Origin of the sequence: Sphingomonas sp. DG1-23, from assembly GCF_030730875.1 — a bacterium.
In the GTDB taxonomy this organism is placed as follows: domain Bacteria; phylum Pseudomonadota; class Alphaproteobacteria; order Sphingomonadales; family Sphingomonadaceae; genus Sphingomonas.
Genome location: NZ_JAVAMA010000002.1, coordinates 225,955 through 250,765, shown reverse-complemented (window position 1 = coordinate 250,765; position 24,811 = coordinate 225,955). Strand labels below are relative to the sequence as shown.

Annotated in this window: 22 protein-coding genes; 14 read left to right on the top strand and 8 right to left on the bottom strand. The window is 66.8% G+C overall.

Translation table 11 applies throughout. The features are described from left to right. Positions 1-267: 267 nt before the first annotated feature. The 5 genes from Q9Q95_RS04290 to Q9Q95_RS04270 all read right to left on the bottom strand — a co-directional run bounded on the left by Q9Q95_RS04290 (position 268) and on the right by Q9Q95_RS04270 (position 6,529). Positions 268-1,467: an alginate export family protein gene (locus Q9Q95_RS04290; protein WP_306094169.1), complete on the bottom strand. Its 1,200-nt coding sequence runs from the start codon at positions 1,465-1,467 to the stop codon at positions 268-270. Between the two features lie 47 nt (positions 1,468-1,514). Next, entirely contained in the window at positions 1,515-2,771 is a 1,257-nt protein-coding gene (locus tag Q9Q95_RS04285; RefSeq protein ID WP_306094689.1) for a NarK/NasA family nitrate transporter, read from the bottom strand. A gap of 240 nt (positions 2,772-3,011) precedes the next feature. Then, positions 3,012-4,226 carry a CmpA/NrtA family ABC transporter substrate-binding protein gene (locus Q9Q95_RS04280; RefSeq protein ID WP_306094167.1) on the bottom strand — a complete coding sequence of 405 codons (1,215 nt, stop codon included), beginning with the start codon at positions 4,224-4,226 and terminating at the stop codon, positions 3,012-3,014. Then, positions 4,223-4,804, bottom strand: a complete 582-nt coding sequence (locus Q9Q95_RS04275) for an ANTAR domain-containing response regulator (protein WP_306094164.1) — start codon at positions 4,802-4,804, stop codon at positions 4,223-4,225. Before Q9Q95_RS04275 ends, Q9Q95_RS04280 begins: the two co-directional genes overlap by 4 nt. A gap of 51 nt (positions 4,805-4,855) precedes the next feature. After that, a complete protein-coding gene (locus Q9Q95_RS04270) occupies positions 4,856-6,529 on the bottom strand; it encodes an MFS transporter (RefSeq protein WP_306094162.1) in 1,674 nt (557 codons plus the stop codon). Positions 6,530-6,628: 99 nt separating this feature from the next. On the opposite strand from Q9Q95_RS04270, the gene Q9Q95_RS04265 reads away from it, so the two are divergent. The 6 genes from Q9Q95_RS04265 to Q9Q95_RS04240 all read left to right on the top strand — a co-directional run bounded on the left by Q9Q95_RS04265 (position 6,629) and on the right by Q9Q95_RS04240 (position 12,493). Beyond that, complete coding sequence (locus tag Q9Q95_RS04265) at positions 6,629-6,895, top strand: DUF6356 family protein (RefSeq protein ID WP_306094158.1); 267 nt, start codon at positions 6,629-6,631, stop codon at positions 6,893-6,895. Between the two features lie 4 nt (positions 6,896-6,899). Then, on the top strand, positions 6,900-8,246 hold the full coding sequence (locus Q9Q95_RS04260) for an FAD/NAD(P)-binding protein (protein ID WP_306094157.1): 1,347 nt from the start codon (positions 6,900-6,902) through the stop codon (positions 8,244-8,246). Positions 8,247-8,375: 129 nt separating this feature from the next. Further along, on the top strand, positions 8,376-9,428 hold the full coding sequence (hppD, locus tag Q9Q95_RS04255) for a 4-hydroxyphenylpyruvate dioxygenase (RefSeq protein WP_306094155.1): 1,053 nt from the start codon (positions 8,376-8,378) through the stop codon (positions 9,426-9,428). Positions 9,429-9,577: 149 nt separating this feature from the next. Further along, the gene (gene hmgA, locus Q9Q95_RS04250; protein ID WP_306094153.1) at positions 9,578-10,858 is read left to right on the top strand and encodes a homogentisate 1,2-dioxygenase; all 1,281 of its coding nucleotides are present in this window, start codon (positions 9,578-9,580) and stop codon (positions 10,856-10,858) included. Positions 10,859-10,909: 51 nt separating this feature from the next. Continuing rightward, positions 10,910-11,263, top strand: a complete 354-nt coding sequence (locus tag Q9Q95_RS04245) for a Rieske (2Fe-2S) protein (RefSeq protein WP_306094151.1) — start codon at positions 10,910-10,912, stop codon at positions 11,261-11,263. 81 nt (positions 11,264-11,344) lie between these two features. Continuing rightward, positions 11,345-12,493 carry an isovaleryl-CoA dehydrogenase gene (locus tag Q9Q95_RS04240; RefSeq protein ID WP_306094149.1) on the top strand — a complete coding sequence of 383 codons (1,149 nt, stop codon included), beginning with the start codon at positions 11,345-11,347 and terminating at the stop codon, positions 12,491-12,493. A 145-nt stretch (positions 12,494-12,638) separates the two neighbouring features. On the opposite strand, the gene Q9Q95_RS04235 is transcribed toward Q9Q95_RS04240, so the two are convergent. Further along, positions 12,639-13,805, bottom strand: a complete 1,167-nt coding sequence (locus Q9Q95_RS04235) for an SGNH/GDSL hydrolase family protein (protein WP_306094147.1) — start codon at positions 13,803-13,805, stop codon at positions 12,639-12,641. 23 nt (positions 13,806-13,828) lie between these two features. Next, on the bottom strand, positions 13,829-15,901 hold the full coding sequence (locus Q9Q95_RS04230) for a M13 family metallopeptidase (RefSeq protein WP_306094145.1): 2,073 nt from the start codon (positions 15,899-15,901) through the stop codon (positions 13,829-13,831). A gap of 125 nt (positions 15,902-16,026) precedes the next feature. Here Q9Q95_RS04230 and Q9Q95_RS04225 point away from each other — a divergent pair, with 125 nt between their 5' ends. From Q9Q95_RS04225 to Q9Q95_RS04190, 8 genes are all read left to right on the top strand, one after another. Further along, positions 16,027-17,628, top strand: coding sequence for a carboxyl transferase domain-containing protein (locus tag Q9Q95_RS04225; protein WP_306094143.1), 1,602 nt, complete (start codon positions 16,027-16,029; stop codon positions 17,626-17,628). Positions 17,629-17,774: 146 nt separating this feature from the next. Continuing rightward, positions 17,775-18,128: an endonuclease domain-containing protein gene (locus tag Q9Q95_RS04220; protein ID WP_371876679.1), complete on the top strand. Its 354-nt coding sequence runs from the start codon at positions 17,775-17,777 to the stop codon at positions 18,126-18,128. 113 nt (positions 18,129-18,241) lie between these two features. After that, positions 18,242-18,748: a hypothetical protein gene (locus Q9Q95_RS04215; protein ID WP_306094141.1), complete on the top strand. Its 507-nt coding sequence runs from the start codon at positions 18,242-18,244 to the stop codon at positions 18,746-18,748. Beyond that, a complete protein-coding gene (locus tag Q9Q95_RS04210; protein ID WP_306094140.1) occupies positions 18,745-19,053 on the top strand; it encodes a DUF3088 family protein in 309 nt (102 codons plus the stop codon). The genes Q9Q95_RS04215 and Q9Q95_RS04210 overlap by 4 nt, the downstream gene beginning before the upstream one ends. A 148-nt stretch (positions 19,054-19,201) precedes the next feature. Then, positions 19,202-21,121, top strand: coding sequence for an acetyl/propionyl/methylcrotonyl-CoA carboxylase subunit alpha (locus tag Q9Q95_RS04205; protein ID WP_306094138.1), 1,920 nt, complete (start codon positions 19,202-19,204; stop codon positions 21,119-21,121). A gap of 98 nt (positions 21,122-21,219) precedes the next feature. Beyond that, positions 21,220-21,684: a GNAT family N-acetyltransferase gene (locus Q9Q95_RS04200; RefSeq protein ID WP_306094136.1), complete on the top strand. Its 465-nt coding sequence runs from the start codon at positions 21,220-21,222 to the stop codon at positions 21,682-21,684. Beyond that, positions 21,684-22,139, top strand: coding sequence for a MaoC family dehydratase (locus tag Q9Q95_RS04195; protein ID WP_306094134.1), 456 nt, complete (start codon positions 21,684-21,686; stop codon positions 22,137-22,139). Before Q9Q95_RS04200 ends, Q9Q95_RS04195 begins: the two co-directional genes overlap by 1 nt. Next, on the top strand, positions 22,136-23,350 hold the full coding sequence (locus Q9Q95_RS04190) for an NAD(P)/FAD-dependent oxidoreductase (protein ID WP_306094132.1): 1,215 nt from the start codon (positions 22,136-22,138) through the stop codon (positions 23,348-23,350). The genes Q9Q95_RS04195 and Q9Q95_RS04190 overlap by 4 nt, the downstream gene beginning before the upstream one ends. Here Q9Q95_RS04190 and Q9Q95_RS04185 read toward each other — a convergent pair. Further along, complete coding sequence (locus Q9Q95_RS04185) at positions 23,347-24,810, bottom strand: NAD(P)/FAD-dependent oxidoreductase (protein ID WP_306094130.1); 1,464 nt, start codon at positions 24,808-24,810, stop codon at positions 23,347-23,349. The genes Q9Q95_RS04190 and Q9Q95_RS04185 overlap by 4 nt on opposite strands. Between the last annotated feature and the right edge of the window lies 1 nt (position 24,811).

Below are 24,811 nucleotides of genomic sequence, written 5' to 3'. Positions count from 1 at the left end.
GGCGGTCGCCGGTCGATGCACCGCCGGTTCCCGACCCTGGGAGCGGCAGCTATGTCCCGTACGGACTACATTGCCCGTTCACCCGCATGATGCTGGTTTGCGTGCCGCACATCAAGTGCGAATTTTGCATCGCAGCAAATTCCGCTGTCCGCGACCGTCATCCCGGCCTTGGGCCCGGATCTACCGGGAGGCGAAAGAGAAGCAGGAGAATCCAGGACTTCCGGTTCGGTGACGTGGACCCCGGCCCAAGGCGGGGTGACGAAAAGGTCACAAAACCCAATCGAGCTGGAGCCAGAGCTTGCGCGTGTCGGTGAGCAGCCGGTCCGCCGCATAATCGGCATAGCGCACCGACAAGATGGTCTTGCCCAGTTTGCCGCTGACGAGCATGTCGATCTCGTCGCCATAACGCCGCACCAGCCGGTCGCTGTCGAAGCGGTGATACGCCGCCTGCAGCGTCACGCCCGTGAATGGGCCCAGCGCCTTCCAGCCATAGCCGATATTGGCATAAAGGTCGCGGATACCGTCGGGCGGCGTGACAGTGAATTTGTCCGCCCAGCCCTGGAATTTGAAAACCGACCCGAGCGGCGTCTGGAAGCTGGTCAGCGCCACGCCCTTGTCGGCGCCGAGCACTTCATAGCCCGCCCCCAGCTTCCAGCCGCGCAGCTCGAGCGACCCGTCGGCCAGCCAATAGCGCGCCGCATAGTCATTGGGGTTGCGGTGATAATCGGTTTGCCGCGCATGGCTGAGTTGCCATGCCGCCTTCACGCCGCCGCCGAGCGGCCGCGCGCCCGCCAGCCGCACGCCATAGCTCTGGCTCGACAGCCGATAGCCCTGCACCGCCGCTTCGTCCTGATCGACCAGATAGGCGAAGCCGGTGAGCGTGCCGACCGGTGTCGCATAGCTCAGATTAGCGAGGATGTTGTCGCCCCCCACGCCCTGCTGGCGCGCGCCATTCCCTTCGACGCCCCAGATCGTGCGGACATCCCAGACATAGCTGAGATCGAGCTTGAGCCCCTTCAGCGGAGTGATTTCGGCGCGCACCGCGTCGAAGGTCTGCGCGCTCTGGCGGATACCCGCATTGCCGACGAAGCGCTCGTCGTCGAGCATGATCCGCTGCCGCCCGGCCGTGAAGGTCAGCGGCCCCGAGCGATACTGGATCTGCGCGCGATAGAGCGCGACATTCTCCGGATCCGCGACCAGGGGCCGTGTCGCCGCGCCGTGGAGCCCGTCATAATAGGCATCACCCACCGCCATATTGCCCTGCGCCTCGGCGAGCGCGCTCCAGCCGCCTTTCGAGACTTGCACACCGGCACGAACGCGCACCGTGACCGCGTCGGAATCCTGTGCCAGTCCGTCCTGTTCGACATGCTCGTGACGTGCACGCACTTCGGCGAGCGGCTTGATCTCCTGCGCGCAAGCCGGCGCCGCAGCAGCCAATGCGGCCCCCGCCAACAATATCGACTTCATCTCGATCCCCCTCAACGGGACGGAGGCGAACCCCCGTCCCTCGCGGTTCAGATACGCGCGCCGCTGGTCCAGGTCGAGCGCCAGCGCGTCTTGACCAGATTGAGGCCGGCAAAGGCGACCAATGCCAGCGCCGCGAAGATCAGGAATCCGCTCGAAAAGCTTCCCGTGAGTTGCTTCGCGACGCCCAGCGACGAGGCGAGGTAGAAGCCGCCGATGCCGCCGGCCATGCCGACCAGTCCGGTCATCACGCCGATCTCGGCATGGAAGCGCTGCGGCACGAGCTGGAACACCGATCCGTTGCCGGTGCCGAGCGCGAGCATCGCGAGGACGAACAACGCCAGCGCGCTCGCCACGGTCTGCGCCATGCTGACCCCGGCCAGCGCCAGCGCTGCGACGACGAACACCGCCGACAGCGCCTTCACTCCGCCGATCCGGTCGGCCAGCGCCCCGCCCAGCGGCCGCACCAGCGATCCGGCGAACACGCAGGCCGCGGTGCAATATCCCGCGGTGATCGTAGTCAGCCCGAACCGGTCGGTGAAATAGATCGGCAGCGATGCCGCCAGCCCGACGAACCCGCCGAAAGTGACCGCGTAGAACCCCATCAGCCACCACGCATCGGGCAGCTTGAGTGGCTGGAAATAGGCCGTCAGCTTCTTGGGCGCAGGCGCATTGGGCGCGTCCTTCGCCATCAGCATATAGGCGACGAAGACCAGGGTCAGCGGAATGCAGGCGAGCCCGAGCACCGAATTCCACCCGAAGATCTTGGCGAGCGTCGGCGCGAACAGGGCGGCGAGCACCGTACCCGAATTGCCCATGCCCGCGAGCCCCATCGCCTTGCCCTGATGCTCGGGCGGATACCAGCGGCTGGCCAGCGGCAGCGCGATCGCGAAGCTCGCCCCGGCAAAGCCGAGGATCACCCCCAGCGCCAACGTGCCGGCAAAGCTGTTCACGCCCATCGCCCACGCCGTGAACAGTCCGACGATCACGATGATCTGACTGATCGCGCCGGCGCGCTTGGGCCCGATCCGGTCGACCAGCAGCCCGTTGACGACGCGCAGCAGCGCGCCCGCGAGGGTGGGCGTCGCCACCATCAGGCCCTTTTGCGCCGCGGTCAGCTGCAATGCTTTGGCGATGTCCGGCGCGAGCGGCCCGAGCAGCACCCAGACCATGAAGGCCAGATCGAAATAGAGGAATGCCGCGATCAATGTCGGCGTGTGACCCGATTGCCAGAAGCTCGACTTTGCCTGTGCCGGCCGCGGATCCACGTCCGCGCCGCCGCCCGCATAATCGAAGCCTTCGCGCATCAGTTCTGCAATCTTCATCGCCCGAACTCCCCGCGTGCCGGAGGCACGTCCTCAACGCTGTGCCAAAGGCACGAAAAAAGCCGCCTCCGGCCTCCCGCGCATGCAGGGACCGGACAGCGGCTTTGCTGATGGTTTTGCGAAAGGACCGGCCCGGCGCTGGGATGGCCTTCCATGGACGCGCTACGGCGCGCGTCAACCTATAGCTTCATCAACCGGAAACATTTCGCAAGTGCAAAAAACTTACCCGCGATTCCCGCGCAAGTGCAGCAAGTATCCCGGCAGATCGTCCGGATCGAACACCGCGCCGTCGAAGAAGCGGTCGGGGCCGAGAGTCAGCGCGCCCTGATGCGTCCCGACGCCGAGCGGCGCCGCGAGCGCGCCCTCCAGCTTCATGCTCGCGCCGGGCATCGGCAGCCCTGCTCCACCCAGCGCGCGCCGATAGATGTCGGGACGAAACACATCCGCCGCCTGGCGCTCGGTCGCAGGGTCGGCCTCGACCATCCCCCAGCGCACCAGTTGCGAATAGATCCACAGTGCCTGGCTGCGCCACGGAAACCCCGCAGCTTCGCGGTGGAACAACAGGAAGTCGGGGATGTCGACCGGAGCATCGCCGCGGCGCAGCACGAGCCGCCCGCCCAGCGCCGCCATGATCCATTCGGCGGGTTGGCCGACATGCTCGGGCCGTTCGAGCAAGTGCGCGAGTTCGTCGCGATTAGCCGGGTCGTCGCACCATGCCGCCGCCTGCGACACCGCCACCAGCAGCCGGTCGACCGTCTCGGGATTGGCCTCCATCCAGTCGGTGCGCATCGCCAGCACCTTCTCGACCCCGCGCCGCCAGATATCGACGCCGGCGGCGACGATTTCGCCAAGCCCTTCGGCCACTGCGGCGGTATTCCATGGCTCGCCGGCGATGAATCCGTCGATCTCGCCCAGCCGCAACGCCTCGACCATGAACGAAGGCGGCAGCACGCGCAGATTGACGTCGCGATCGGGATCGACCCCGGCAAAGCCGAGCCAGTAGCGCAACATCAACGCATGGCTGGAGAAGCGATGCACCACGCCGATCACCGGCTTGCGCCTGTACAGCCCGATCGCATTGGCGAAGTCATGCGCCACGGCTTCGGGATCGTGCACGCGCTTGGCCGGATCGGGATCGAGCGCCTCGGCGAATGCGCGCGCCATCACCAGCGCATTGCCGTTGACGTTGAGCTTGAACGGCGCCGAGAGCGCCGCCGGATGCTGGCTGAGCCCGAGATTCACCGCGATCGCCAGCGGCGCGAGCATGTGCGCCGCCTGCACCTGGCCATAGACCAGCCGGTCGCGGAGCGTCGCCCATGAGGTGGTGCGCACGAGGCTCAGGTCGATCCCCTGCGCCTCGGCGAAGCCCCTGGCGCGGGCAACCACCAGCGGGGCGCTGTCGGTCAGCGGCAGGAAGGCGATCGACAGCGGCGTCATTGCAGCCCTCCCAACAGGCCATGGGCGGTGATCAGCGCCTCGGCGACATCGGCGATGCGCTTGCTTTGGCTCATCGCGGTGGAGCGCAGCAGCGTGTAGGCCTCGGGCTCGGTCAGCCCGCGGGTCTGCATCAATATCGCCTTGGCGCGATCGATGACCTTCCGGTCGGCCAGCGCGGTGCGTGCCTCGTCGAGCTCGGTCTGCATCCGGGCAAAGGCATTGAAGCGGCGGATCGCGAGATCGAGGATCGGCTTGACCCGGTCTTTGCGAAGCCCGTCGACGACATAGGCCGAGACTCCCGCATCGATCGCCGCGCCGATCATCGTCTCGTCGGACTGATCGACGAACATCGCGATCGGCCGGGCCAGCGCGCGGCTCACCGCGAGCATTTCCTCCAGCGTGTCGCGGCTCGGGCTGCCGAGGTCCATCAACACCACGTCGGGCGCCATCCGCTCGATCTTGGCGACGAAGGCGCCCTGCGGCGGCACGACATGGATGTCGTCATAGCCCGCGTCCCGCAGCCCCTCTTCGAGCACGGTCGCGCGCAATCCGCTGTCGTCGACGATCACGATCCGCAAAGAAGCATTCCCCAGGAGCCGGGGTCTAATGCAGGCCCCCGGCGCCGCCGGTCAATCGTCGATCGAGCGCTTATGGGTCTCGGGCAGCAGGAACAGCCCGAGCACCAACGTCACCACTGCCGCGACCACCGGATACCACAGCCCGTAATAGATATCCCCGGTCGCCGCGACCATCGCGAACGCCGTCGCCGGCAGGAACCCGCCGAACCAGCCATTGCCGATATGATACGGCAGCGACATCGAGGTGTAGCGGATGCGGCTGGGGAACAGTTCGACCAGCATCGCCGCGATCGGCCCGTAGACCATGGTCACCAGCAGCACGAGCGCGGTCAGCACCGCCACCACCATCGGCTGGTTGATCGCCGCCGGATCGGCCCTGGCGGGATAGCCCGCTTCGGCCAACGCCGCCTTGGCGGCATCCTGGAAGTCGGCGATGCCGATCGTCGCCACGGCGTCCTCGGTCAGTTTTTCCTTGCGCGGATCATAGACCGGCACCTGCTGCGCTCCGATCTGGACCGTCGCGGTGGTCCCCGCCGGCGCTTCCACGTTGCGATAGGCGACGCCCTGTTTGGCGAGGAATGCCTTGGCGATGTCGCAGCTGCTGCGATCGAACTTGTTCTTGCCGATCGGATCGAACTGGAACGAACATTCGGCCGGATCGGCGGTCACCGACACCGGCGCGCTCCGCTGCGCGTGCGCCAGTGCGGGGTTGGCGGCTTCGGTGAGCAGCCCGAACAAGGGGAAATAGCTCGCGGCGGCGATCGCGCAGCCGGCGAGGATGATCGGCTTGCGCCCGATCCGGTCGCTCAGCCAGCCGAAGAATACGAAGAACGGCGTGCCGATCGCCAGCGCGATCGCGATCAGGATGTTGGTCGTCCAGCCATCGACCTTGAGCGTCTTCTCGAGGAAGAACAGAGCGTAGAATTGCCCGGTGTACCAGACCACTGCCTGCCCCACGACCGCGCCGAACAGGGCGATCAGCACGAGGCGCAGATTGTTCCACTGGCCGAACGCCTCGGTCAGCGGCGCCTTCGAGGTGGTGCCCTCGTCCTTCATTTTCTGGAACACCGGGCTCTCGTTGAGCTGGAGCCGGATCCACATCGATACGCCGAGCAGCACGATCGAGACGAGGAACGGCACGCGCCAGCCCCAATCGGCGAACGCCGATTCGCCGATGATCCAGCGCGTTCCGATCACCACCAGCAACGCCGCGAACAGCCCGAGAGTCGCAGTGGTCTGGATCCAGCTCGTATAGAGCCCGCGCTTGTTGTTGGGCGCGTGCTCGGCGACATAGGTCGCGGCACCGCCATATTCGCCTCCCAGCGCGAGCCCCTGCGCCAGCCTGAGGACGATCAGGATCACCGGTGCGGCGACGCCGATCGACGCGTAGCTCGGCAAGAGGCCGACCGTGAAGGTCGAGAGGCCCATGATCGCCATCGTGACGAGGAAAGTGTTCTTGCGCCCGACCAGATCGCCGATCCGCCCGAACACCAGCGCGCCGAACGGCCGTACCGCGAAGCCCGCCGCGAACGCCGCCAGTGCGAAGATGAACCCGGTGGTCTCGTTCACGCCTGAGAAGAATTTGGCCGAGATGATCGTCGCGAGGAGACCGTAGAGATAGAAATCATACCATTCGAACACCGTGCCCAGCGACGATGCCGCGATCACCAGTTTCTCGTTCTGCGTCGCCTGGTGGTGGTCGGGCTGCCCCGCGCTCTCGGCCATGAATCGCTCCCCTCTTGTTATCGTTACCCAACCACAAGCCGGCGCAGCTGCAAACCCCTTGCGCTTCACAGCGGCGGCGCATGCGCCTAAACGGGCGGGATGATCGATCGCTTCTTCCTCGCTCACCCGCGCAGCGTCGGTGAGAGCTATGGCGAGCACGCCGCCACTGCGTCGCGCTTCGGCATCACCATGATGATCGGGGGCGCCGCCTGCCTCGTCCACGCCGTGTTGCCCAACCTGTTCGTCCGCACCGCGAGCGACACGGTCAAGAAGCTCTACGCCCAGATGAAGGCGCGCCAGCCCGCTTTCTCGCAGGAACGCCCGGCGTTCCAGCAGCCCGAGTGGCAGATCGAATACGAAATCTAGCCGCGTGATCGAGCATGTCGCCATCATCGGCGCGGGGTTTTCGGGCACGCTGCAGGCGATCAACCTGCTCCGCCACAAGGGCCCGCGCGCGACGCTGATCGAGCGCGCGCCGGTCGCCGGCACCGGCCTCGCTTACGGCGCCGCGCATCCGAGCCATGTGCTCAACGTCCGCGCCGGCAATATGAGCGCCTTTCCCGACGATCCGTCGCACTTCGTCCGCTGGCTCGAGGCGCGCGGCGTGGCGGAAGCGCCCGCAGCGTTCATCCCGCGCGTCACCTACGGCGAATATCTCCGCGAATTGCTCGAAGCCGCGCTCAAGGATCCGGGCGGCCGGCTCACCCTGCTCCGCGATGAGGTGCAGGACGTCGAATTGAACGGCGGCGTGAAGGTCCGGGTGCGCGGCAGCACCCTCGAAGCCGACGCCGCGGTGCTCGCGGTCGGCAATCTCCCGCCGCACGACCCTCCCGGCCTCGACCCCGAAAAGCTGTCGGCGCAGCGCTACAAAGGCGATCCGTGGCACGCCTCGGTCCCCGAGAATCTCGCCGCCGACGACACCGTCCTCGTCATCGGCACCGGCCTGACGATGATCGACGTCGTGCTGCTGCTCGATGCGCGCGGCTTCCGCGGCAAGATCATCGCGCTCTCGCGCCGTGGCCTGCTCCCCCGCCCGCACGGCCCCGGCGCCGACTGGCGGAAGATCGACGAACGTCCGGCCATCACTGCCTCGCGCCTCCTCCAGTCGGTCCGCAGCCGCGGCGACTCGGTCGGCTGGCGCAACGCCGTCGACGAACTCCGCCCGTTCACCCAGGCGATGTGGGGCAATGCCAGCGAGGCCGAGCGCGGCCGCTTCCTGCGCCACCTCCGCCCATGGTGGGATGTCCATCGCCACCGCCTCGCGCCGGAGGTCTACGCCCGGCTGATGGCCGTGATCGAGCGCGGCCAGCTCGAGGTGATCGCCGGCAAGACCCTCGGCTTCGACGAGCGGCCCGACGGCATCCATGTCCAGCTCCGACGCCGGGGCGCGGACGCGGTCGAGACGCTGCTCGCCCAGCGCATCGTCAATTGCACCGGCCCGCTCGGCGACCTCGCCCGCACCGAGGAGCCTTTGCTCCAGAAGCTCGCGGCGCGCGGGCTGATCCGTCCCGACGCCGCGCATCTCGGCATCGACGTCGACAATCAGGGCCAGACGATCGCCGCCGACGGCCGCGCCAATCCGGACCTCTACGCGCTCGGCCCGATGACGCGCGGTGCTTTCTGGGAGATCGTCGCGGTCCCCGACATCCGCACCCAGACATGGAACGTCGCCCGCCGCCTGTCCAACGCGCACTGGGTGGGCGGCGAAGGGCTGTAATCTCCGGTGCTCCTGCCAAAGCAGGAGCCCAGGGTTACTGGCCGCATCGCCCGCGGCTCCGGTTCCTGCTTCGCAGAGCATCGATGGTATCAATTGACACTATCTACGCCACCGCGGTACAATCCCGTCATGACCGATCCCGCAAATCCGCCCCATAACCCTCTGGGCCTCAACGGCTTCGAGTTCGTCGAATTCACTTCGCCCGACCCCGAGGCGATGGCGCGCCAGTTCGAGCAGCTCGGCTTCGTGCCGACGCACCGGCACCTCAGCAAGAACATAACCCGGTTCAAGCAGGGCCGCATCAATCTGATGCTCAACCGCGATGCCGACGGCCGCGTCGCGCAGTTCCGCAACGAACATGGCGCCTCGGCCAGCGCGATGGCGTTCCGCGTCGCCGATCCGGCCAGGGCAATGGAATGGGCGCTCGCCCACGGCGCCCAGCCGACCGACGAGGACGACACCGTCATCACCGGCATCGGCGGCTCGTATCTCTATTTCATTCAGGACGGCACCGATCTCTACGCCGACTGGGCCGAGATCCCCGGCTGGCAGGAAGCCGAGGCGGAGAACAATGTCGGGCTCGACCTGCTCGACCATCTCACCCACAATGTCCGCCGCGGCCAGATGCGGGTGTGGTCGGAATTCTACAAGACGCTCTTCGGCTTCGAGGAGCAGAAATATTTCGACATCAAGGGGCAGGCCACCGGGCTGTTCAGCCAGGCGATGATCGCCCCCGACAAGGCGATCCGCATCCCCTTGAACGAGAGCCAGGACGATGCCAGCCAGATCGAGGAATTCATCCGCGAATATCATGGCGAGGGCATCCAGCATCTCGCGCTGACCACCCCCGACATCTACGACACCGTCGAGCGCCTCCGCGCCCGCGGCGTCCGCCTGCAGGACACGATCGAGACCTATTTCGAGCTGATCGACAAGCGCGTGCCCGGGCACGGCGAGGACGTCGAGCGGCTCCGCAAGAATCGCATCCTGATCGATGGCAGTGTAGAGAATGGCGAGGGCCTGCTGCTCCAGATCTTCACCGAGAACATGTTCGGGCCGATCTTCTTCGAAATCATCCAGCGCAAGGGCAATGAAGGCTTCGGCAACGGCAATTTCCAGGCGCTGTTCGAGAGCATCGAGCTCGACCAGATCCGTCGCGGCGTGATCAAGGTCGACGCGTAAATCCCTCTCCCAGCGGGAGAGGGAGGGCGCCGCGAAGCGGCGGAAGGGTGAGGGCGACGCGGTACGTCGCTCACCCTCAACCTCCCACCCGGCTGCGCCGAGCGGCCCCCTCCTTCTCCCGGAGGGAGAAGGGTTTTAGGATCACTTCTATGACCGACTATTTCCCCGGCTTCGGCAACCACGTCTCGACCGAAGCCGTCCCCGGCGCGCTCCCCGTCGGCCGCAACTCGCCCCAGAAACCCGCCTTCGGCCTCTATGCCGAGCAGCTCTCCGGCACTGCGTTCACCGCGCCGCGCCACGAGAATCGCCGCTCGTGGCTCTATCGCCTGCGCCCGAGCGCCGAGCATCCGCCTTATGTGCGCTACGACGGCGCGAAGCACTTCGCCCCCGGCACCGTGGCGGAGCCCCTCGCCCCCAACCGCCTGCGCTGGGACCCGATCGCCGATCCGGCCACACCCACCGACCTGATCGACGGCATGACCACCATGCTCGCCAACCGCGATCCCGCCGATCTCGAAGGCGTCGCGGTCCATCTCTACGCCGCCAACAGGGACATGGACGCGCGGATCTTCGTCGACGCCGACGGCGAATTGCTGTTCATCCCTCAGGCCGGACGCCTCCAGCTCCTCACCGAGCTCGGCCGGATCGACGTGGCCCCGGGACAGGTCGCGCTGATCCCCCGCGGCGTGAAGTTCCGCGCCCTCCTCCCCGACGGCGCGGCGCGTGGCTATGTCGCCGAAAATCATGGGAGCCTGCTCCGCCTTCCCGATCTCGGCCCGATCGGCGCCAATGGCCTCGCCAATCCGCGCGACTTCGAGACCCCGGCAGCCTGGTTCGAGGATCGCGACACGCCGTTCGAGATTGTGCAAAAGTCGTTGGGAAGCCTGTGGACGACCACGCTCGACCATAGCCCGCTCGATGTCGTCGCGTGGCACGGCAATCTCGCGCCGTGGCGCTATGATCTCGCCCGCTTCAACACTATCAACACGGTGAGCTTCGATCATCCCGATCCGTCTATCTTCACGGTGCTGACCTCCCCCAGCGACGTGCACGGCCGCGCCAATATGGATTTCGTGATCTTCCCGCCGCGCTGGATGGTCGCCGAGGACAGCTTCCGCCCGCCCTGGTTCCACCGCAACGTGATGAGCGAGGCGATGGGGCTGATCACCGGCGCCTATGACGCGAAGGCGGAGGGTTTCGCGCCGGGCGGGCTCTCGCTGCACAATCTGATGGCCGGCCACGGGCCGGACCTCGCCAGTTGGGAAAGCGCGAGCAACGCCGAACTCAAGCCGCACAAGATCGCGGGAACCATGGCATTCATGGTCGAGACCTGCTGGCCGTACCGGCCGACGCAATTCGCGCTGGATCGCGCCCAGCCCGATTACGACGCCGCGTGGAAGGGGTTTCCCAAGGCGGTATTGCCGAAGTGATGGGCTGCCCCCTCCAATTCCTCCCCGAGCAAAGCTCGGGGAGGAACTGATATGAGCCGCCTCACCGCCACGCCTGCCGGCGTCTCGCTCGGCCCGCTCGCCCTTGTCCCGGACAACAGCGCCCGCAATTTCGTCCTCGAACTCCGCGCCGGCCGCTTCCATGGCTTCGTCGTCCGCAAGGGCGATGTGGTCCATGGCTATGTCGATATCTGCGCGCACATGGCGCTGCCGCTCGCGCAGCAGCTCGACGACTATCTCACGCCGGATGCGAGCCTGATCCAGTGCAGCTGGCACGGCGCACTCTATCGGATCGAGGACGGCGTCTGCGTCGGCGGACCCTGTGTCGGGGCTCGCCTCCAGCCTTGGCCGGTGAAGCTGGAAGACGGAATGATCGTTACCGCCTGAAGCCTTGTGATCCACCGCGGAATCGGCGAAAAGCGCGGCAAATAGGACAGTATTACTGACACGTCCTCAAGGAGAGGCAGAATGGAACCCACGCTCGATTTCGGTCTCGGCGACACCGCCGACATGATCCGCGACACCACCGCGCGCTTCGCCAAAGAGCGGATCGAACCGCTCGCCTCGAAGATCGATGCCGAGGACTGGTTCCCGCGCGAGCTCTGGCCGGCGATGGGTGAACTCGGATTGCACGGCATCACCGTCGACGAGGAATATGGCGGGCTCGGGCTCGGCTATCTCGAGCATGTCATCGCGTGCGAGGAAGTCAGCCGCGCCTCGGCCTCGATCGGCCTTTCCTACGGCGCGCATTCGAACCTGTGCGTCAACCAGATCAGCCGCTGGGCGAGCCCCGAGCAGAAGGCGAAATATCTCCCCAAACTGATCTCGGGCGAGCATGTCGGCAGCCTCGCAATGTCCGAGGCGGGCGCAGGTTCGGACGTCGTCTCGATGAAGCTGCGCGCCGAGAAGACGGCGAACGGCTATGTCCTCAACGGCACCAAATTCTGGATCACCAACGCGGCCTATGCCGACACGCTCGTCGTCTACGCCAAGACCGGGGAGGGATCGCGCGGGATCACCACCTTCCTGATCGAGAAGCATATGCCCGGCTTCTCGATCGGTCAGAAGATCGACAAGATGGGAATGCGCGGCTCGCCCACCGCCGAGCTGGTGTTCAACGATTGCGAGGTGCCCGAAGAGAACGTCATGGGCCCGCTCAACGGCGGCGTCGGCGTGCTGATGTCGGGGCTCGATTACGAGCGTACCGTGCTCGCCGGGATCCAGCTAGGCATCATGCAGGCCTGCCTCGACGTGGTCCTCCCCTATCTGCGCGAGCGCAAGCAATTCGGCCAGCCGATCGGGCATTTCCAGCTGATGCAGGCCAAGGTCGCGGACATGTACGTCGCGCTCAACAGCGCCCGGGCCTATGTCTACACGGTGGCGAAGAATTGCGACGCCGGCCGCACCACCCGGTTCGACGCGGCGGGGGCGATCCTCCTGGCATCGGAGAACGCGGTGAAGGTCTCGCTCGAGGCGATCCAGGCGCTGGGCGGCGCGGGCTATACCAGGGACTGGCCGGTCGAACGCTTCGCCCGCGACGCCAAATTGCTCGACATCGGCGCAGGGACCAACGAGATCCGCCGGATGCTGATCGGCCGCGAATTGGTGGGGGGGTGATCCCCAATTTCCTCTCCCTTTGGGAGAGGAAGGGAGCCGCGCAGCGGCGGAAAGGTGAGGGCGACTCGCGCGGCTCGCCCCTTCACCCTCACCCTTCCCACCGCTTCGCGGCGGGCCCCTTCCCGCTCCCGGAGGGAGCGGGAGATTATTTGAACAACCCCAGATCGATCGCCTCGCCCATCCGCGTCTCGCCGCGGCCGTCGGGGTGGAGATTGTCCCCGCCCTGCAGTTCCGCCGCCAGCCGCGTCGGGTTCGCCGGATCGGCCACGACCTTCTCCATGTCGATTACCGCGTCGAACGCCTTCGCGCTGCGGATCCAGTCATTGACCTTCACGCGCATCGCCTCACCTGCCGGGGTCTGGTAGCCCGCGCCGACATAAGGCAGGATCGTCATCGCATAGATTTTGATCCCGCGCGCGTGCGCCCGCAGCGCGAGCTGCTTGTAGCCCGCGATGAGCTGGTCGGCGGTGATCGTCGGACGCGCTACGCCGTTCGCTTCGCGCCCCGAATTGCCGATGTCGTTGATCCCTTCGAGCAACACGACATGGCTGACGCCCGGCACCGCCAGCACGTCGCGGTCGAAGCGCGCCAGGGCGCTCGGGCCGGTGCCGTGCGCGAGGATGCGGTTGCCCGAGATCGCCTGGGTCACCACGACATGCGGCTTGCCCGCCGCCGCCAGTCGGCGGCCGAGCACGTCGCCCCAGCGGCACCGCGGCATCGCATCGTTGGCGCAGCCGACATTGTCGGTGATCGAATCGCCGAACGCGATCACCAACGGGCGCGGCCTGTCGCTCTGCACGTCGAGCCCGGCAATCAGCGGGCGCAGCCGCCACTTCTCGGCCGGCACGAAATCTTCGTCAGTATGGTCGCCCGGCTGCGAGATCAGAGTCTGTTCGCCGACCACGTCATGGACGGTGTTGGGTTGCGCCGCCTCGGGGAAGAACAGCGAGACCTCGACCACATCGAACGCCTTGACCGGCAATGCGACCGGATCGCTGACCAACGGCGCGCCTTCGGGCACGCGCACCGATCCCTGCCCGTCAAACGTCACTCGCACCGCCCTGCCCCCCGGGAGCCGCAGCGTCGCCGCGCCGATGGTCAGCGCCGATCCATAATCATTGGCCAGCCGCAGCCGGAGCTGCCCGCCGCCCACGCCGACGCGCACCGCCGAGCGGATCGTGACGTTATCGAGCGTCTTCACCTGATCGGCGGGCGCCTGCCACATGCTCGCGGTCCATGCCCGCGTCCAGCGATCGCCCGCCGGTGCTGCCGCGACCAGCACCAGCGCCGCCGCGGCTGCGACGATCTTCATCCCCCGCATCCCTCTCTCCCTTGTTACCAGACCTTCACCCGCTGCTCGGGCGTCAGGAACAATTTCTGTCCCGCGGCCACGCCGAACGCCGGATACCAGGCGTCGAGGTTGCGCACCGTCTGGGCGCGCCAGCGCGCCGGCGCATGGGCATCGGTGGCGATCCGCCCGCGCAATGCCTGCTCGCGCGATTTGTCGCGCCACGCCTGGGCATAAGCGAGGAAGAAGCGCTGGTCGCCGGTCAGCCCGCCGATCACCGGCGGCGCATTGCCGCCCAGCGACGCGCGGTACGCTTCGTACGCCGCAGTGAGCCCGGCGACGTCGGCGATGTTCTCGCTCAGCGTCTGCTGGCCCTTGAGGTGCAGCCCCGGCAGCGCCTCGTACGCGTCGTATTGGGCCGCCAGCGCCTTGCCGCTCGCCTTGAAGCGCGCGAGATCGGCGGGAGTCCACCAGTTGCGCAGGCTGCCGCTGGCGTCGAAATTCGCGCCGAGATCGTCGAAGCCATGGCTGATCTCGTGCCCGATCACCGCGCCGATCGCGCCGTAATTGGCCGCGGCGTCGGCGCCGGGATCGTAGAACGGCGCCTGCAGGATCGCCGCCGGGAAGTTGAGCGCGTTCTGCAACGGCAGATTGACGGCGTTGACCGTCTGCGGAGTCATCCACCATTCGCCGCGGTCGACCGGCTTGCCGAGCTTGGCGAGCTGGTGACGATATTCGGCGAGCTGGGCGCGGCGCAGATTGCCGACCGGATCGTCGGCCTTCACCTCGAGCGCGGCGTAGCTTCGCCACGTCTCGGGGTAGCCGATCCCGACCTGCATGCCCGCGATCTTCTTGCGCGCCTCGGCCTTGGTCGGCTCGGCCATCCATGGCAGCGCCGCGACGCGCTTGTCGAACGCGGCGAGGATGCCCTTCACCATGTTCTGGATGTCGGCCTTGGACGAGGCGGGGAAGAAATCCTTCACGTAGAGCTGGCCGACCGCGTCGCCGAGCCACGCGTTGACCGAAGCGATCGCGCGCTTGTCGCGCGGGCGCGGCCTGGGCTGGCCGTTGAGCGTATGGCTGAAGAATTCGAAATGCGCCTGGTCGAACGCGGCCGGCAGCACGTCGCTGACGTCGTCGAGCCGGTGGAAGGTCAGCCAGTCCTGCCACGACTGGAGTGGCTCGCTCGCGACCAGTTTCGCCATCGCCGTCACGGTCTGCGGGTGCCAGACGATGAAGTCCTGCTGCCCACCCAGCCCCGCCGCGGCCCAGAAGGCGTCCCAGTCGATCCCCGGCGCCTTCTTCGCAAAGTCGGCCTTCTTCCACGGATTGTTGGCCTTGTGGATGTCCTGGCTGGTGACGATGTCGGTATGCGCGCGGGCGATCTTGCTTTCGAGTTCGAACACGCGCTGCGCCCGGGCGTCCGGCTCGGTGATGTTGGCGAGGCTGAGCAGCTTGCCGATATAGGCGCGATACTGGTTGCGGATCGTCGCCATCTCGGGCTTGTCCGACAGATAATAATCGCGCTCGGGCAGGCCGAGCCCGCCCTGCAGCAGATAAGGCACATTGGTGTCGGGACGGTCGAGCGCCTGGCTGACGAACAGCCCGAACAAATTGCTCGTCTCGAAATTGGTCGCGTTGAGCGGATCGACATCGGCGCGGATATTGGCGCCGAGCATGGTCGACAGCGCCTTCTTGTCCTTGAGCGTGGCGATCGAATCCATCTCGGCGCCCAGCGGCGCCAGCCCGCGCTGCTCGATCGCGGCGGTGTCGGTCCAGGCATTGTACCAGTCGGCGATGCGGCGCTGATCGGTGCCCGGCGCGGCATTGGCCTTGAGCGCGGCCTGGACGATCGCGGCGTTGTTGGCCTCGGCCTTGTTGAACACTTCGAGAAAGGCGCCGGTGCTCGAACGGTCGGCGGGGATCTCGGTCCGCGCGCGCCAGCCGCCATTGGCATATTCGTCGAAATCGTCGCCGGGCTTCACATTCTTGTTGAGCCCCGCGACGTCGACTCCGATTCCCGCACCGGACTGTGCGGCATGGTTGCCGGGGTTGCTGCCGCCGGGAGTGCAGGCGGCGGTTGCGAGAAGCAATGCGAAAAAGGCCGCGCGAGTCGTCACCTTTAGGCTCTCCTGGTCAAGTCGAACGCCGTGGGTGCTACTCCGCCAGCGCCGCACGCGCCAGTCTTCCCAAGCGGCGGCACGCGGTGTAGGCAGGGCAAAACTAGGACAGGAAGGATGCCCTAATGAGCGCTCCGGTGCTCGACAGCAAGGTGTCGCGCGAAGGAGCGGAATTCGGCGCCCGCGCCGCGCATAACCGCGCATTGGCAGCACGTTTGCGCGCCGATGTCGCCAACGCCGCGCTCGGCGGCTCCGAAGCTTCGCGCGAACGTCACACCAGCCGCGGCAAGCTGCTCCCGCGCGAACGCGTCGAACGGTTGCTCGATCCGGGCAGCCCGTTTCTCGAGATCGGTCAGCTCGCCGCCTGCGACATGTACGACGGCGAGGTTCCCGGCGCGGGGATGATCGCCGGGATCGGCCGGGTCTCGGGCCGGACCTGCATGATCGTCTGCAACGACGCCACGGTGAAGGGCGGCACCTATTATCCGATGACGGTCAAGAAGCATCTCCGCGCGCAGGAGATCGCCGAGGCCAACCGGCTGCCGTGCATCTACCTCGTCGATTCGGGCGGCGCCAATCTGCCGCACCAGGCCGAGGTCTTCCCCGATCGCGATCATTTCGGCCGGATCTTCTTCAATCAGGCCAATATGTCGGCGCTCGGCATCCCGCAGATCGCCTGCGTGATGGGCAGCTGCACCGCCGGCGGCGCCTATGTCCCCGCGATGAGCGACGAGAGCGTCATCGTCCGCAACCAGGGCACGATCTTCCTCGCCGGCCCGCCTTTGGTGAAGGCGGCGACCGGCGAAGTGATCAGCGCCGAGGATCTCGGCGGCGGCGACCTGCACGGCCGCAGATCGGGCGTGGTCGATCACGTCGCCGAGAATGACGAGCATGCCCTGACGATCGTGCGCGACGTGGTCAGCCATCTGCCCGCCGATCGCACGCCGGACGTGAAGCTGCTCGATCCGCGCCCGCCGAAACATGCGCCCGAAGAGCTGTACGGCGTCGTCCCCGAAGATGTCCGCGCCCCCTATGACGTCCATGAGGTCATCGCCCGGCTGGTCGACGGCAGCGAGTTCCACGAGTTCAAGGCGCTCTACGGCACCTCGCTGGTCTGCGGCTTCGCGCATATCTGGGGAATCCCGGTCGGGATCATCGCCAATAACGGCATATTGTTCTCGGAGAGCGCGCAGAAGGGCGCGCACTTCATCGAGCTCGCCTGCCAGCGCCGCATCCCCCTGCTGTTCCTCCAGAACATCTCGGGCTTCATGGTCGGCGGCAAGTACGAGGCCGAGGGTATCGCCAAGCACGGCGCCAAACTGGTCACCGCCGTCGCCACCGCCACCGTTCCCAAGATCACCGTGCTGATCGGCGGCAGCTTCGGCGCGGGCAATTACGGCATGTGCGGCCGGGCCTATAGCCCACGCTTCCTGTTCAGCTGGCCCAACAGCCGGATCAGCGTGATGGGCGGCGAGCAGGCGGCGAGCGTGCTCGCGACGGTCCACCGCGACGCCGAGAAATGGACGCCCGAGGAGGCCGAAGCGTTCAAGGCGCCGATCCGCCAGCGCTACGAAGACGAAGGCAATCCGTGGCACGCCACTGCGCGGCTTTGGGACGACGGCATCATCGACCCCGCGCAGACCCGCGACGTGCTCGGGCTGGCGTTTGCGGCAACCTTAAACGCCCCCATCCCCGAACGCCCCGCCTTCGGCGTATTCCGGATGTGATGAAGAGCGATGCACCCCCAATTCCTCCCCGGAACGGGGAGGGGGACCGCTCGCCGCAGACGAGTGGTGGAGGGGGCCCACGTCAACCCAAAATCCTGCAAGCGCCGATCAAGGACGTGAAACGGGCTCGCGCAGACCGCAAACAGATGTCGTTTCCCGAAGTGCTGCTTTGGCAACAACTGCGCAAAGAGCCCGGCGGATATCGTTTTCGCCGCCAGAACCCGCAGCTCGGTTACCGCCTCGATTTCGCCTGCCTGGAAACGCGTCTCGCGATCGAAGTCGACGGGGAATTCCATGGCCGCGGTGATCGTCCGGAGCGCGATGCGACCCGCGACGCTCGCCTAGCCGAGATTGGCTTTGCCACCCTGCGTATCCCCGCTGCCGATATCCTTAAGGACATGGACTCGGTGGTCACCGGCATCGTTGTCGCCTGCCGAGAGCGGGGCCCCCTCCACCGTCCTTCGGACGGTCCCCCTCCCCGTTCCGGGGAGGAATTTTGATGTCTCGCCTGCACCAATTCCTCCCCGGAACGGGGAGGTGGCAGCGCGCAGCGCTGACGGAGGGGGCCTATCCCGCACCCTCCATAACCTTCACGATCATGAGAGTGCTTCCTATGCGCCATCTCACCAGCCTTGGCCTCGCCCTCCTCGCCCCCCTCCCCGCGCTCGCCCAGACCACCCCCGTCGCGCCGATCGTCAAGGGCACCGCTTTGCCCCCGCCCGGCACCGAGGAGGTCGCGGTGCTGGCCCCGATCAACGGCATCTTCGCCGCGATCGCCAGCCGCGACGGCCAGGCCGCTATGCCCTTCGTCCGGCCCGAGGGGCGCGCCACCGCCACCGGCAACAAGCCCGACGGAACGCCGGTGGTGAACAGCCGCAGCTGGGCCGATTTCGCCGCCGGCCTCACCGCCGGCCCCGAGCGCTACGAAGAGCGCATGCCGGCTCCCGCGATCGAAGTCGACGGCGACATTGCGATGGCATGGGGCGACTATGTCTTCCTGATCGACGGCAAGGTCGCGCATTGCGGCGTCAATCATTTCGATCTCGTCCGCGAGAGTGGCGCATGGAAAGTGCTCAACGTCACCTGGTCGCGCCGCACCACCGGATGCCCCGGCCAATGAGCCGCGACACCTTGTTCCTGCTCGATACCGAGTTCGCCGATCCCGCGTTCGGCGGCTCGCGCACCTTCTACTGCAAGGATTGCATGACGGTCGAAGGTCTGCTCGCCGCGTTCCCCGAGCGGATTGCCAACCTTTCGGTTGTCCGTGTGCCCTGGCCCCGCCCGCGCGCCGCCGTGATCGCCGCGATCGGCGAGGCCAATCAGAACCTTCCCGCGCTCGTCTGGGACGGCGGCTTCGCCAATGAGATCGAACCGCTGCTCGCCGCGCTCGCCGCGCGCCACGGCTTTCCGGAGCGGCATCCATGAAGGCTGGAAATGTAGGATTTCCTCTGCTTCGGTCGTCCGGCGCGGCAGGTTGTCAACCGCCCGGCCCACACGGGTATCGTGTCAAGCAGTGTCAGCCCAGGTGTCAATCTACCCGCAGCCGACCGGCCGGATTTTGGATGCAGAATTGATGATCGTTTCTCTCCTCATCGCCAATCGCGGCGAGATCGCCTGCCGGATCATCCGCACCGCGCGGGCGATGGGGGTGCGCACCGTCGCGGTCTATTCGGACGCCGACGCCAATGCGCTCCACGTCCGCCAGGCCGACGAAGCGGTGCATATCGGCCCCTCTCCGGCGCGCGAATCCTATCTGGTCGGCGACAAGATCCTCGCCGCGGCGAGGGCGACCGGCGCCGAAGCGATCCACCCCGGCTACGGCTTCCTCTCCGAGAATGCCGATTTCGCCGAAGCGGTTATTCAGGCCGGGCTGGTCTGGGTCGGGCCCCACCCCGACAGCATCCGCGCGATGGGGCTCAAGGACGCCGCCAAGGCGCGGATGATCGCCGCCGGTGTCCCGGTCACGCCCGGCTATCTCGGCGAGGACCAGACGCCCGAACGACTGCAGGCCGAGGCCGATGCGATCGGCTATCCGGTGCTGATCAAGGCGGTGGCGGGCGGCGGCGGCAAGGGCATGCGCCGCGTCGATGCTGCGCAGCAATTCGCCGAAATGCTGCAATCGTGCCAGCGCGAGGCCGCCTCGTCGTTCGGCGACGATCGCGTGCTGATCGAGAAATACGTCCTCAGCCCGCGCCACATCGAAGTGCAGGTGTTCGGCGACACGCACGGCAATGTCGTCCATCTGTTCGAGCGCGACTGCTCGCTCCAGCGACGCCACCAGAAGGTGATCGAGGAAGCCCCCGCCCCCGGCATGGACGAGGCGACTCGAGAGGCGATCTGCGCCGCCGCGGTGCGCGCGGCCAAAGCGGTCGACTATGTCGGCGCCGGCACGATCGAATTCATCGCCGACGCCAGCGAAGGCCTGCGCGCCGACCGCATCTGGTTCATGGAGATGAACACCCGGCTCCAGGTCGAGCATCCGGTGACCGAGGAGATCACCGGCCAGGATCTGGTCGAATGGCAGCTGCGCGTGGCAAGCGGCGAACCGCTGCCGAAGCGGCAGGACGAACTCGGCATCAACGGCTGGGCGATGGAGGCGCGGCTCTATGCCGAGGATCCGGCGAAGGGCTTCCTGCCGAGCACTGGAAAACTCGACTATCTCTATCTCACTGACGAAGCGCGAATCGAGACCGGAGTCGCCGAGGGTGACACCATCTCTCCCTTCTATGATCCGATGATCGCCAAGCTGGTCGTGCACGGCGACGACCGCGAAGACGCCCGGACGGCGCTGGCCGACACCTGCGCCACAACCTGCTGCGCGCCGGTCCGCACTAATGCGTGGTTTCTGCGTCGGCTCGCCGAGCATCCGATGTTCGCCGCGGGCGATATCTCGACCGGCTTCATCGGCCAGTTCGCCGATGATCTGACGGCGCCGCCGGAGCCCAGCCCGCTCCTGCTGCAGGAAGTCGCCGAGCGCCTCATCTTCGACAATTGGGACGAGCCTTCGCAATGGGTGCCCCGGACGCTTGACTTTGAGCGCGGCCTCATTGGCTTCCGTCTCAATCGCCCACCCGAGACGCGCGTCTCGCTCTACCTGAACGGCAAGCCGCTGCCCGTTTTCGCTTATGACCTTGCGCTCTACGACGGCGCTACGACTTACGAAGTCAGCACCGGCGCGTCGCACGGCCCGCGTGACGCGACCTATTTCGAGGGCGGCGCAGCCTTTATCTTTACGCGGTTCGCGGACGTGTCGGGCACCGCCGCTGCAGGCGACGGCGCCCTCCTCGCCCCGATGCCCGGCCGAGTCACCGCCGTCGATATCGCGATCGGCGACACCGTCGCCAAAGGCCAGCGCCTCGTAACGCTCGAGGCGATGAAGATGGAGCATGGCCTCACCGCCCCGTTCGACGGCGTGGTTGCCGAGCTCAATGCCGAGGCTGGTGCACAGGTTTCGGAAGGCAGCCTGCTCGTCCGTATCGAGAAGCCGGAATGACTCACCTCCCCGTTCGTGCTGAGCTTGTCGAAGCACCGCTCCCTTCGAGCGATCGGGATGACTCGCCCTTCGACACGCTCAGGGCGAATGGACGCGGAATGACCGACCTCATCCTCCGCGAAGCCACATCCGGCGACCTCCCGGCTATCCTCGCGCTGCTCGCCGAGGACACGATCCCCGCGGACCGCGAGACCGACCCTACCGACCAGCGCTACCGCGCTGCGTTCGACGCGATCGCCGCCGACCCCAATCAATTGCTCGTCGCTGCCGAGCTTGGCGGCCGCGTCGTCGGCACGCTCCAGCTCAGCTTCTTGCCCGGCCTGTCGTTCCGCGGGGCGTGGCGCGGCCAGATCGAGGCCGTGCGTATCGCCAGCGACGTTCGCGGGCGCCGCTATGGCGAGGAGCTCATCGCCTGGGCAGTCGAACGCTGCCGCGACCGCGATTGCTTCCTCGTCCAGCTCACCTCTTCCAACGCGCGCACCGACGCGCATCGCTTCTACGAGCGGCTAGGCTGGACGAAGAGCCACACCGGCTTCAAGCTTAAACTCAGGGAACCGCGCTGATGGCCGGACGCTTTTTCGACGAATGGCAAATCGGCGACCGGGTCGAGCACAGCCTGCGCCGCACGGTCACCGAGACCGACAACCTGCTATTCTCCACCCTCACCCACAACACCCAGCCGCTCCACATCGACGCCGAGGCCGCGCGCGCCAGCGAGTTCGGCCAGATCCTCGTCAACGGCACCTTCACCTTCAGCCTGATGGTCGGGATCACGGTGGGCGACACCACGGCGGGAACGCTCGTCGCCAATCTCGGTTACGACAGACTCGTGATGCCCAAACCCGTTTTCCTCGGCGACACGTTGCGCGCGTCGTCCGAAGTGACCGAACTTCGCCCGAGCAAATCGCGCCCGGGTCAGGGCATCGTCACGTGGCGGCATCAGATGCACAATCAACGCGACGAGCTGGTCTGCGAATGCCTGCGCTCGGCCTTGCTGCGGAGCCGGCCGGCAGCGTGAGGCACGAGGCCGACATCGTCGTGATCGGGGGCGGCGCGGCCGGAGTCGCGGCGCTGCGCACGCTTGCCGATGCCGGCCGCGATGCGCTGCTGCTCGAAGCCGGCAGCCGGCTCGGCGGACGCGCGCATACGGTGCACGTCGCGGGCCTGCCGCTCGATCTCGGCGCAGGCTGGCTGCATTCGGCACCCAAGAATCCGTGGGTCGCCATCGCCGAGGCGCGCGGCTTCACCGTCGACCGCTCGCGACCGCGCTGGGGCGAGCAATGGCGCGAACTGGGCTTCTCGCCGGCGGAGCAACAGGCGGCATGGTCCGCCTTCACTGCCTTCATGCAGGCGATGCGCAGCCCGCCACCGAGCGACCGCGCCGATGATCTGATTCCCGCCGGCAGCGAATGGGCGCCATGGCTCGATGCGCTGTCCGGCTTCATCAACGGCGCGCCGATGCGCGAAATGTCGGTCACCGACTGGCTGGCCTATGACGAGGCCTCGCTCGACACCGACTGGCGCGTCGCGGAGGGGTATGGCGCGCTGGTCGCGTCGCACGCAGCTGGCCTGCCGGTGGCGCTTGCCACGCCGGTCAGTGCGATCGACGTCTCGGGCAAGCAGCTCCGCATCGAGACCCCGCACGGCGCGATCATGGCCAATGCCGCGATCGTCACGGTTTCGACCAACGTCCTCGCCAGCGGCGCGATCGATCTGCCGGGCCATGATGCAATCCTCCACGCCGCGTCCCAACTCCCGCTCGGGCTCGCCGACAAATTGTTCTTCGCGCTCGACGGCGGCGAAGAGATCGACGCGAATGCGCATCTGCTCGGCAATCCGCGCAGCGCGGTCACGGGGACCTATACGCTGCGCGCGCTGGGCCGGCCGGTGGTCGAATGCATGCTCGGCGGCGAAGGCGCACGGGCGCTGGAGAAGGAAGGCCTCGACGGCGCGGCTGCCTTCGCGCTGGACGAGCTCATCAGTCTGCTGGGCAGTGACTGGCGCAAGCGGCTGCGCTTCGTCGCGGGCTCGGCCTGGGGCCGCGCCGATCATATCCTCGGCGGCTACAGCCATGCGCTGCCCGGCAAGGCCGAGGTGCGCGGGGTGCTCGCGACTCCGGTCGACCCGCGCATCCGCTTCGTCGGCGAGGCCTGCTCGCCGGGCGAATTCTCGACCGTCCACGGCGCCCACAACACCGGCGTCGCGGCAGCGCAGGCGCTGCTGGGCTAGGCGGCGCGGCGCCCGGCGGGCTCGGGATTGGAGAATTCCATCTCCTGATCGATCCCGCCATATTTGAGCGCCATCAGGTCGAGCGTGTAATTCTGATGCACCCGCCACGGCTTGCGGTTGCCCTGCCGCGGCAGCTGCGACGCGGCGCGCTGGACATAGCCCGAGGTGAATTCGAGGAACGGCGCTTCCTCGACCGGCGCCGACAGCCGCGGAGTCACCTGGCGCATCCCGCGCTTCTTCATCGCGTTGAGCAGGCGGGTGACGTAATTGGCGGTCAGGTCCGCCTTCAGCGTCCAGCTGGCATTGGTATAGCCGAACGAGATCGCGAAGTTCGGCACGTCGGAGAACATCATGCCCTTGTAGGTCATGTGCCTGGCCGGCTCGAACGGCGTGCCGTCAATGGTGATCGGCATCCCGCTCAACAGCTGGATCTCCAGCCCGGTGGCGGTGACCACCAGATCGGCCGCGAGTTCCTCGCCCGACGCCAGCCGGATCCCGGTTTCGGTGAGGCGATCGATCACATCGGTGACGACGCTCGCTCTGCCTTCGCGGATCGAGGCGAACAGATCCGCGTCGGGGATCAGGCACAGCCGCTGGTCCCATGGATTGTAGCGCGGAGTGAAATGAGTTTCCACGTCGTGCCCGGGCAATTCCTTGCGCACCATGTCGACCAGCGTCTTCTTGGCCTTGTCCGGATGCTTGCGCATGGCCCGGAAGAAATATTGCTGGAGCAGCACGTTCTTCCAGCGAGTCAGGCCGTACGCGGTCTTCGCGGGCAGCTTGCTGCGCAGCCAGTTTGCGACGCCGTCCTCGGATGGCCGTGCGACGATATAGGTGGGCGAGCGCTGAAGCATCGTTACCGACGCCGCCTGCCTGGCGAGCTCGGGGACCAGAGTCACTGCTGTCGCGCCGCTGCCGATCACGACGACGTGCTTGCCGGCATAATCGATGTCGTCGCTCCAGAATTGCGGATGGACGATGCGGCCCTTGAAATCCCCGACGCCGGGGAAATCGGGGGTGTAGCCGCGCGCGTAATTATAATAGCCGCTGCACATGAACAAGAAGTCGCAGGTGAAGCGGACTTCCTCGCCGTCGCGATCCGCGATCACCGTCCAGCGCGCATCCGCGCTCGACCAGTCGGCGCTCTTGACGCCGTGGCGATAGCGGATGTGGCGATCCACGCCATATTCGCGCGCGGTCTCGTCGAGATAGCGCAGGATCGCCGGGCCGTCGGCGATTGCCTTGGCCTCGGTCCACGGCTTGAACGAAAAGCCGAGCGTGTACATGTCCGAATCCGAGCGTATTCCGGGATAGCGGAACAGATCCCATGTCCCGCCGAGCCGATCGCGCCGCTCGAGGATCACATATTTGCGATCCGGGCTGTTCGCCTGCAGATGATAGCCCGCACCGATGCCGGAAATCCCGGCCCCCACCACCACGACGTCGAAATGCTCGCTCATC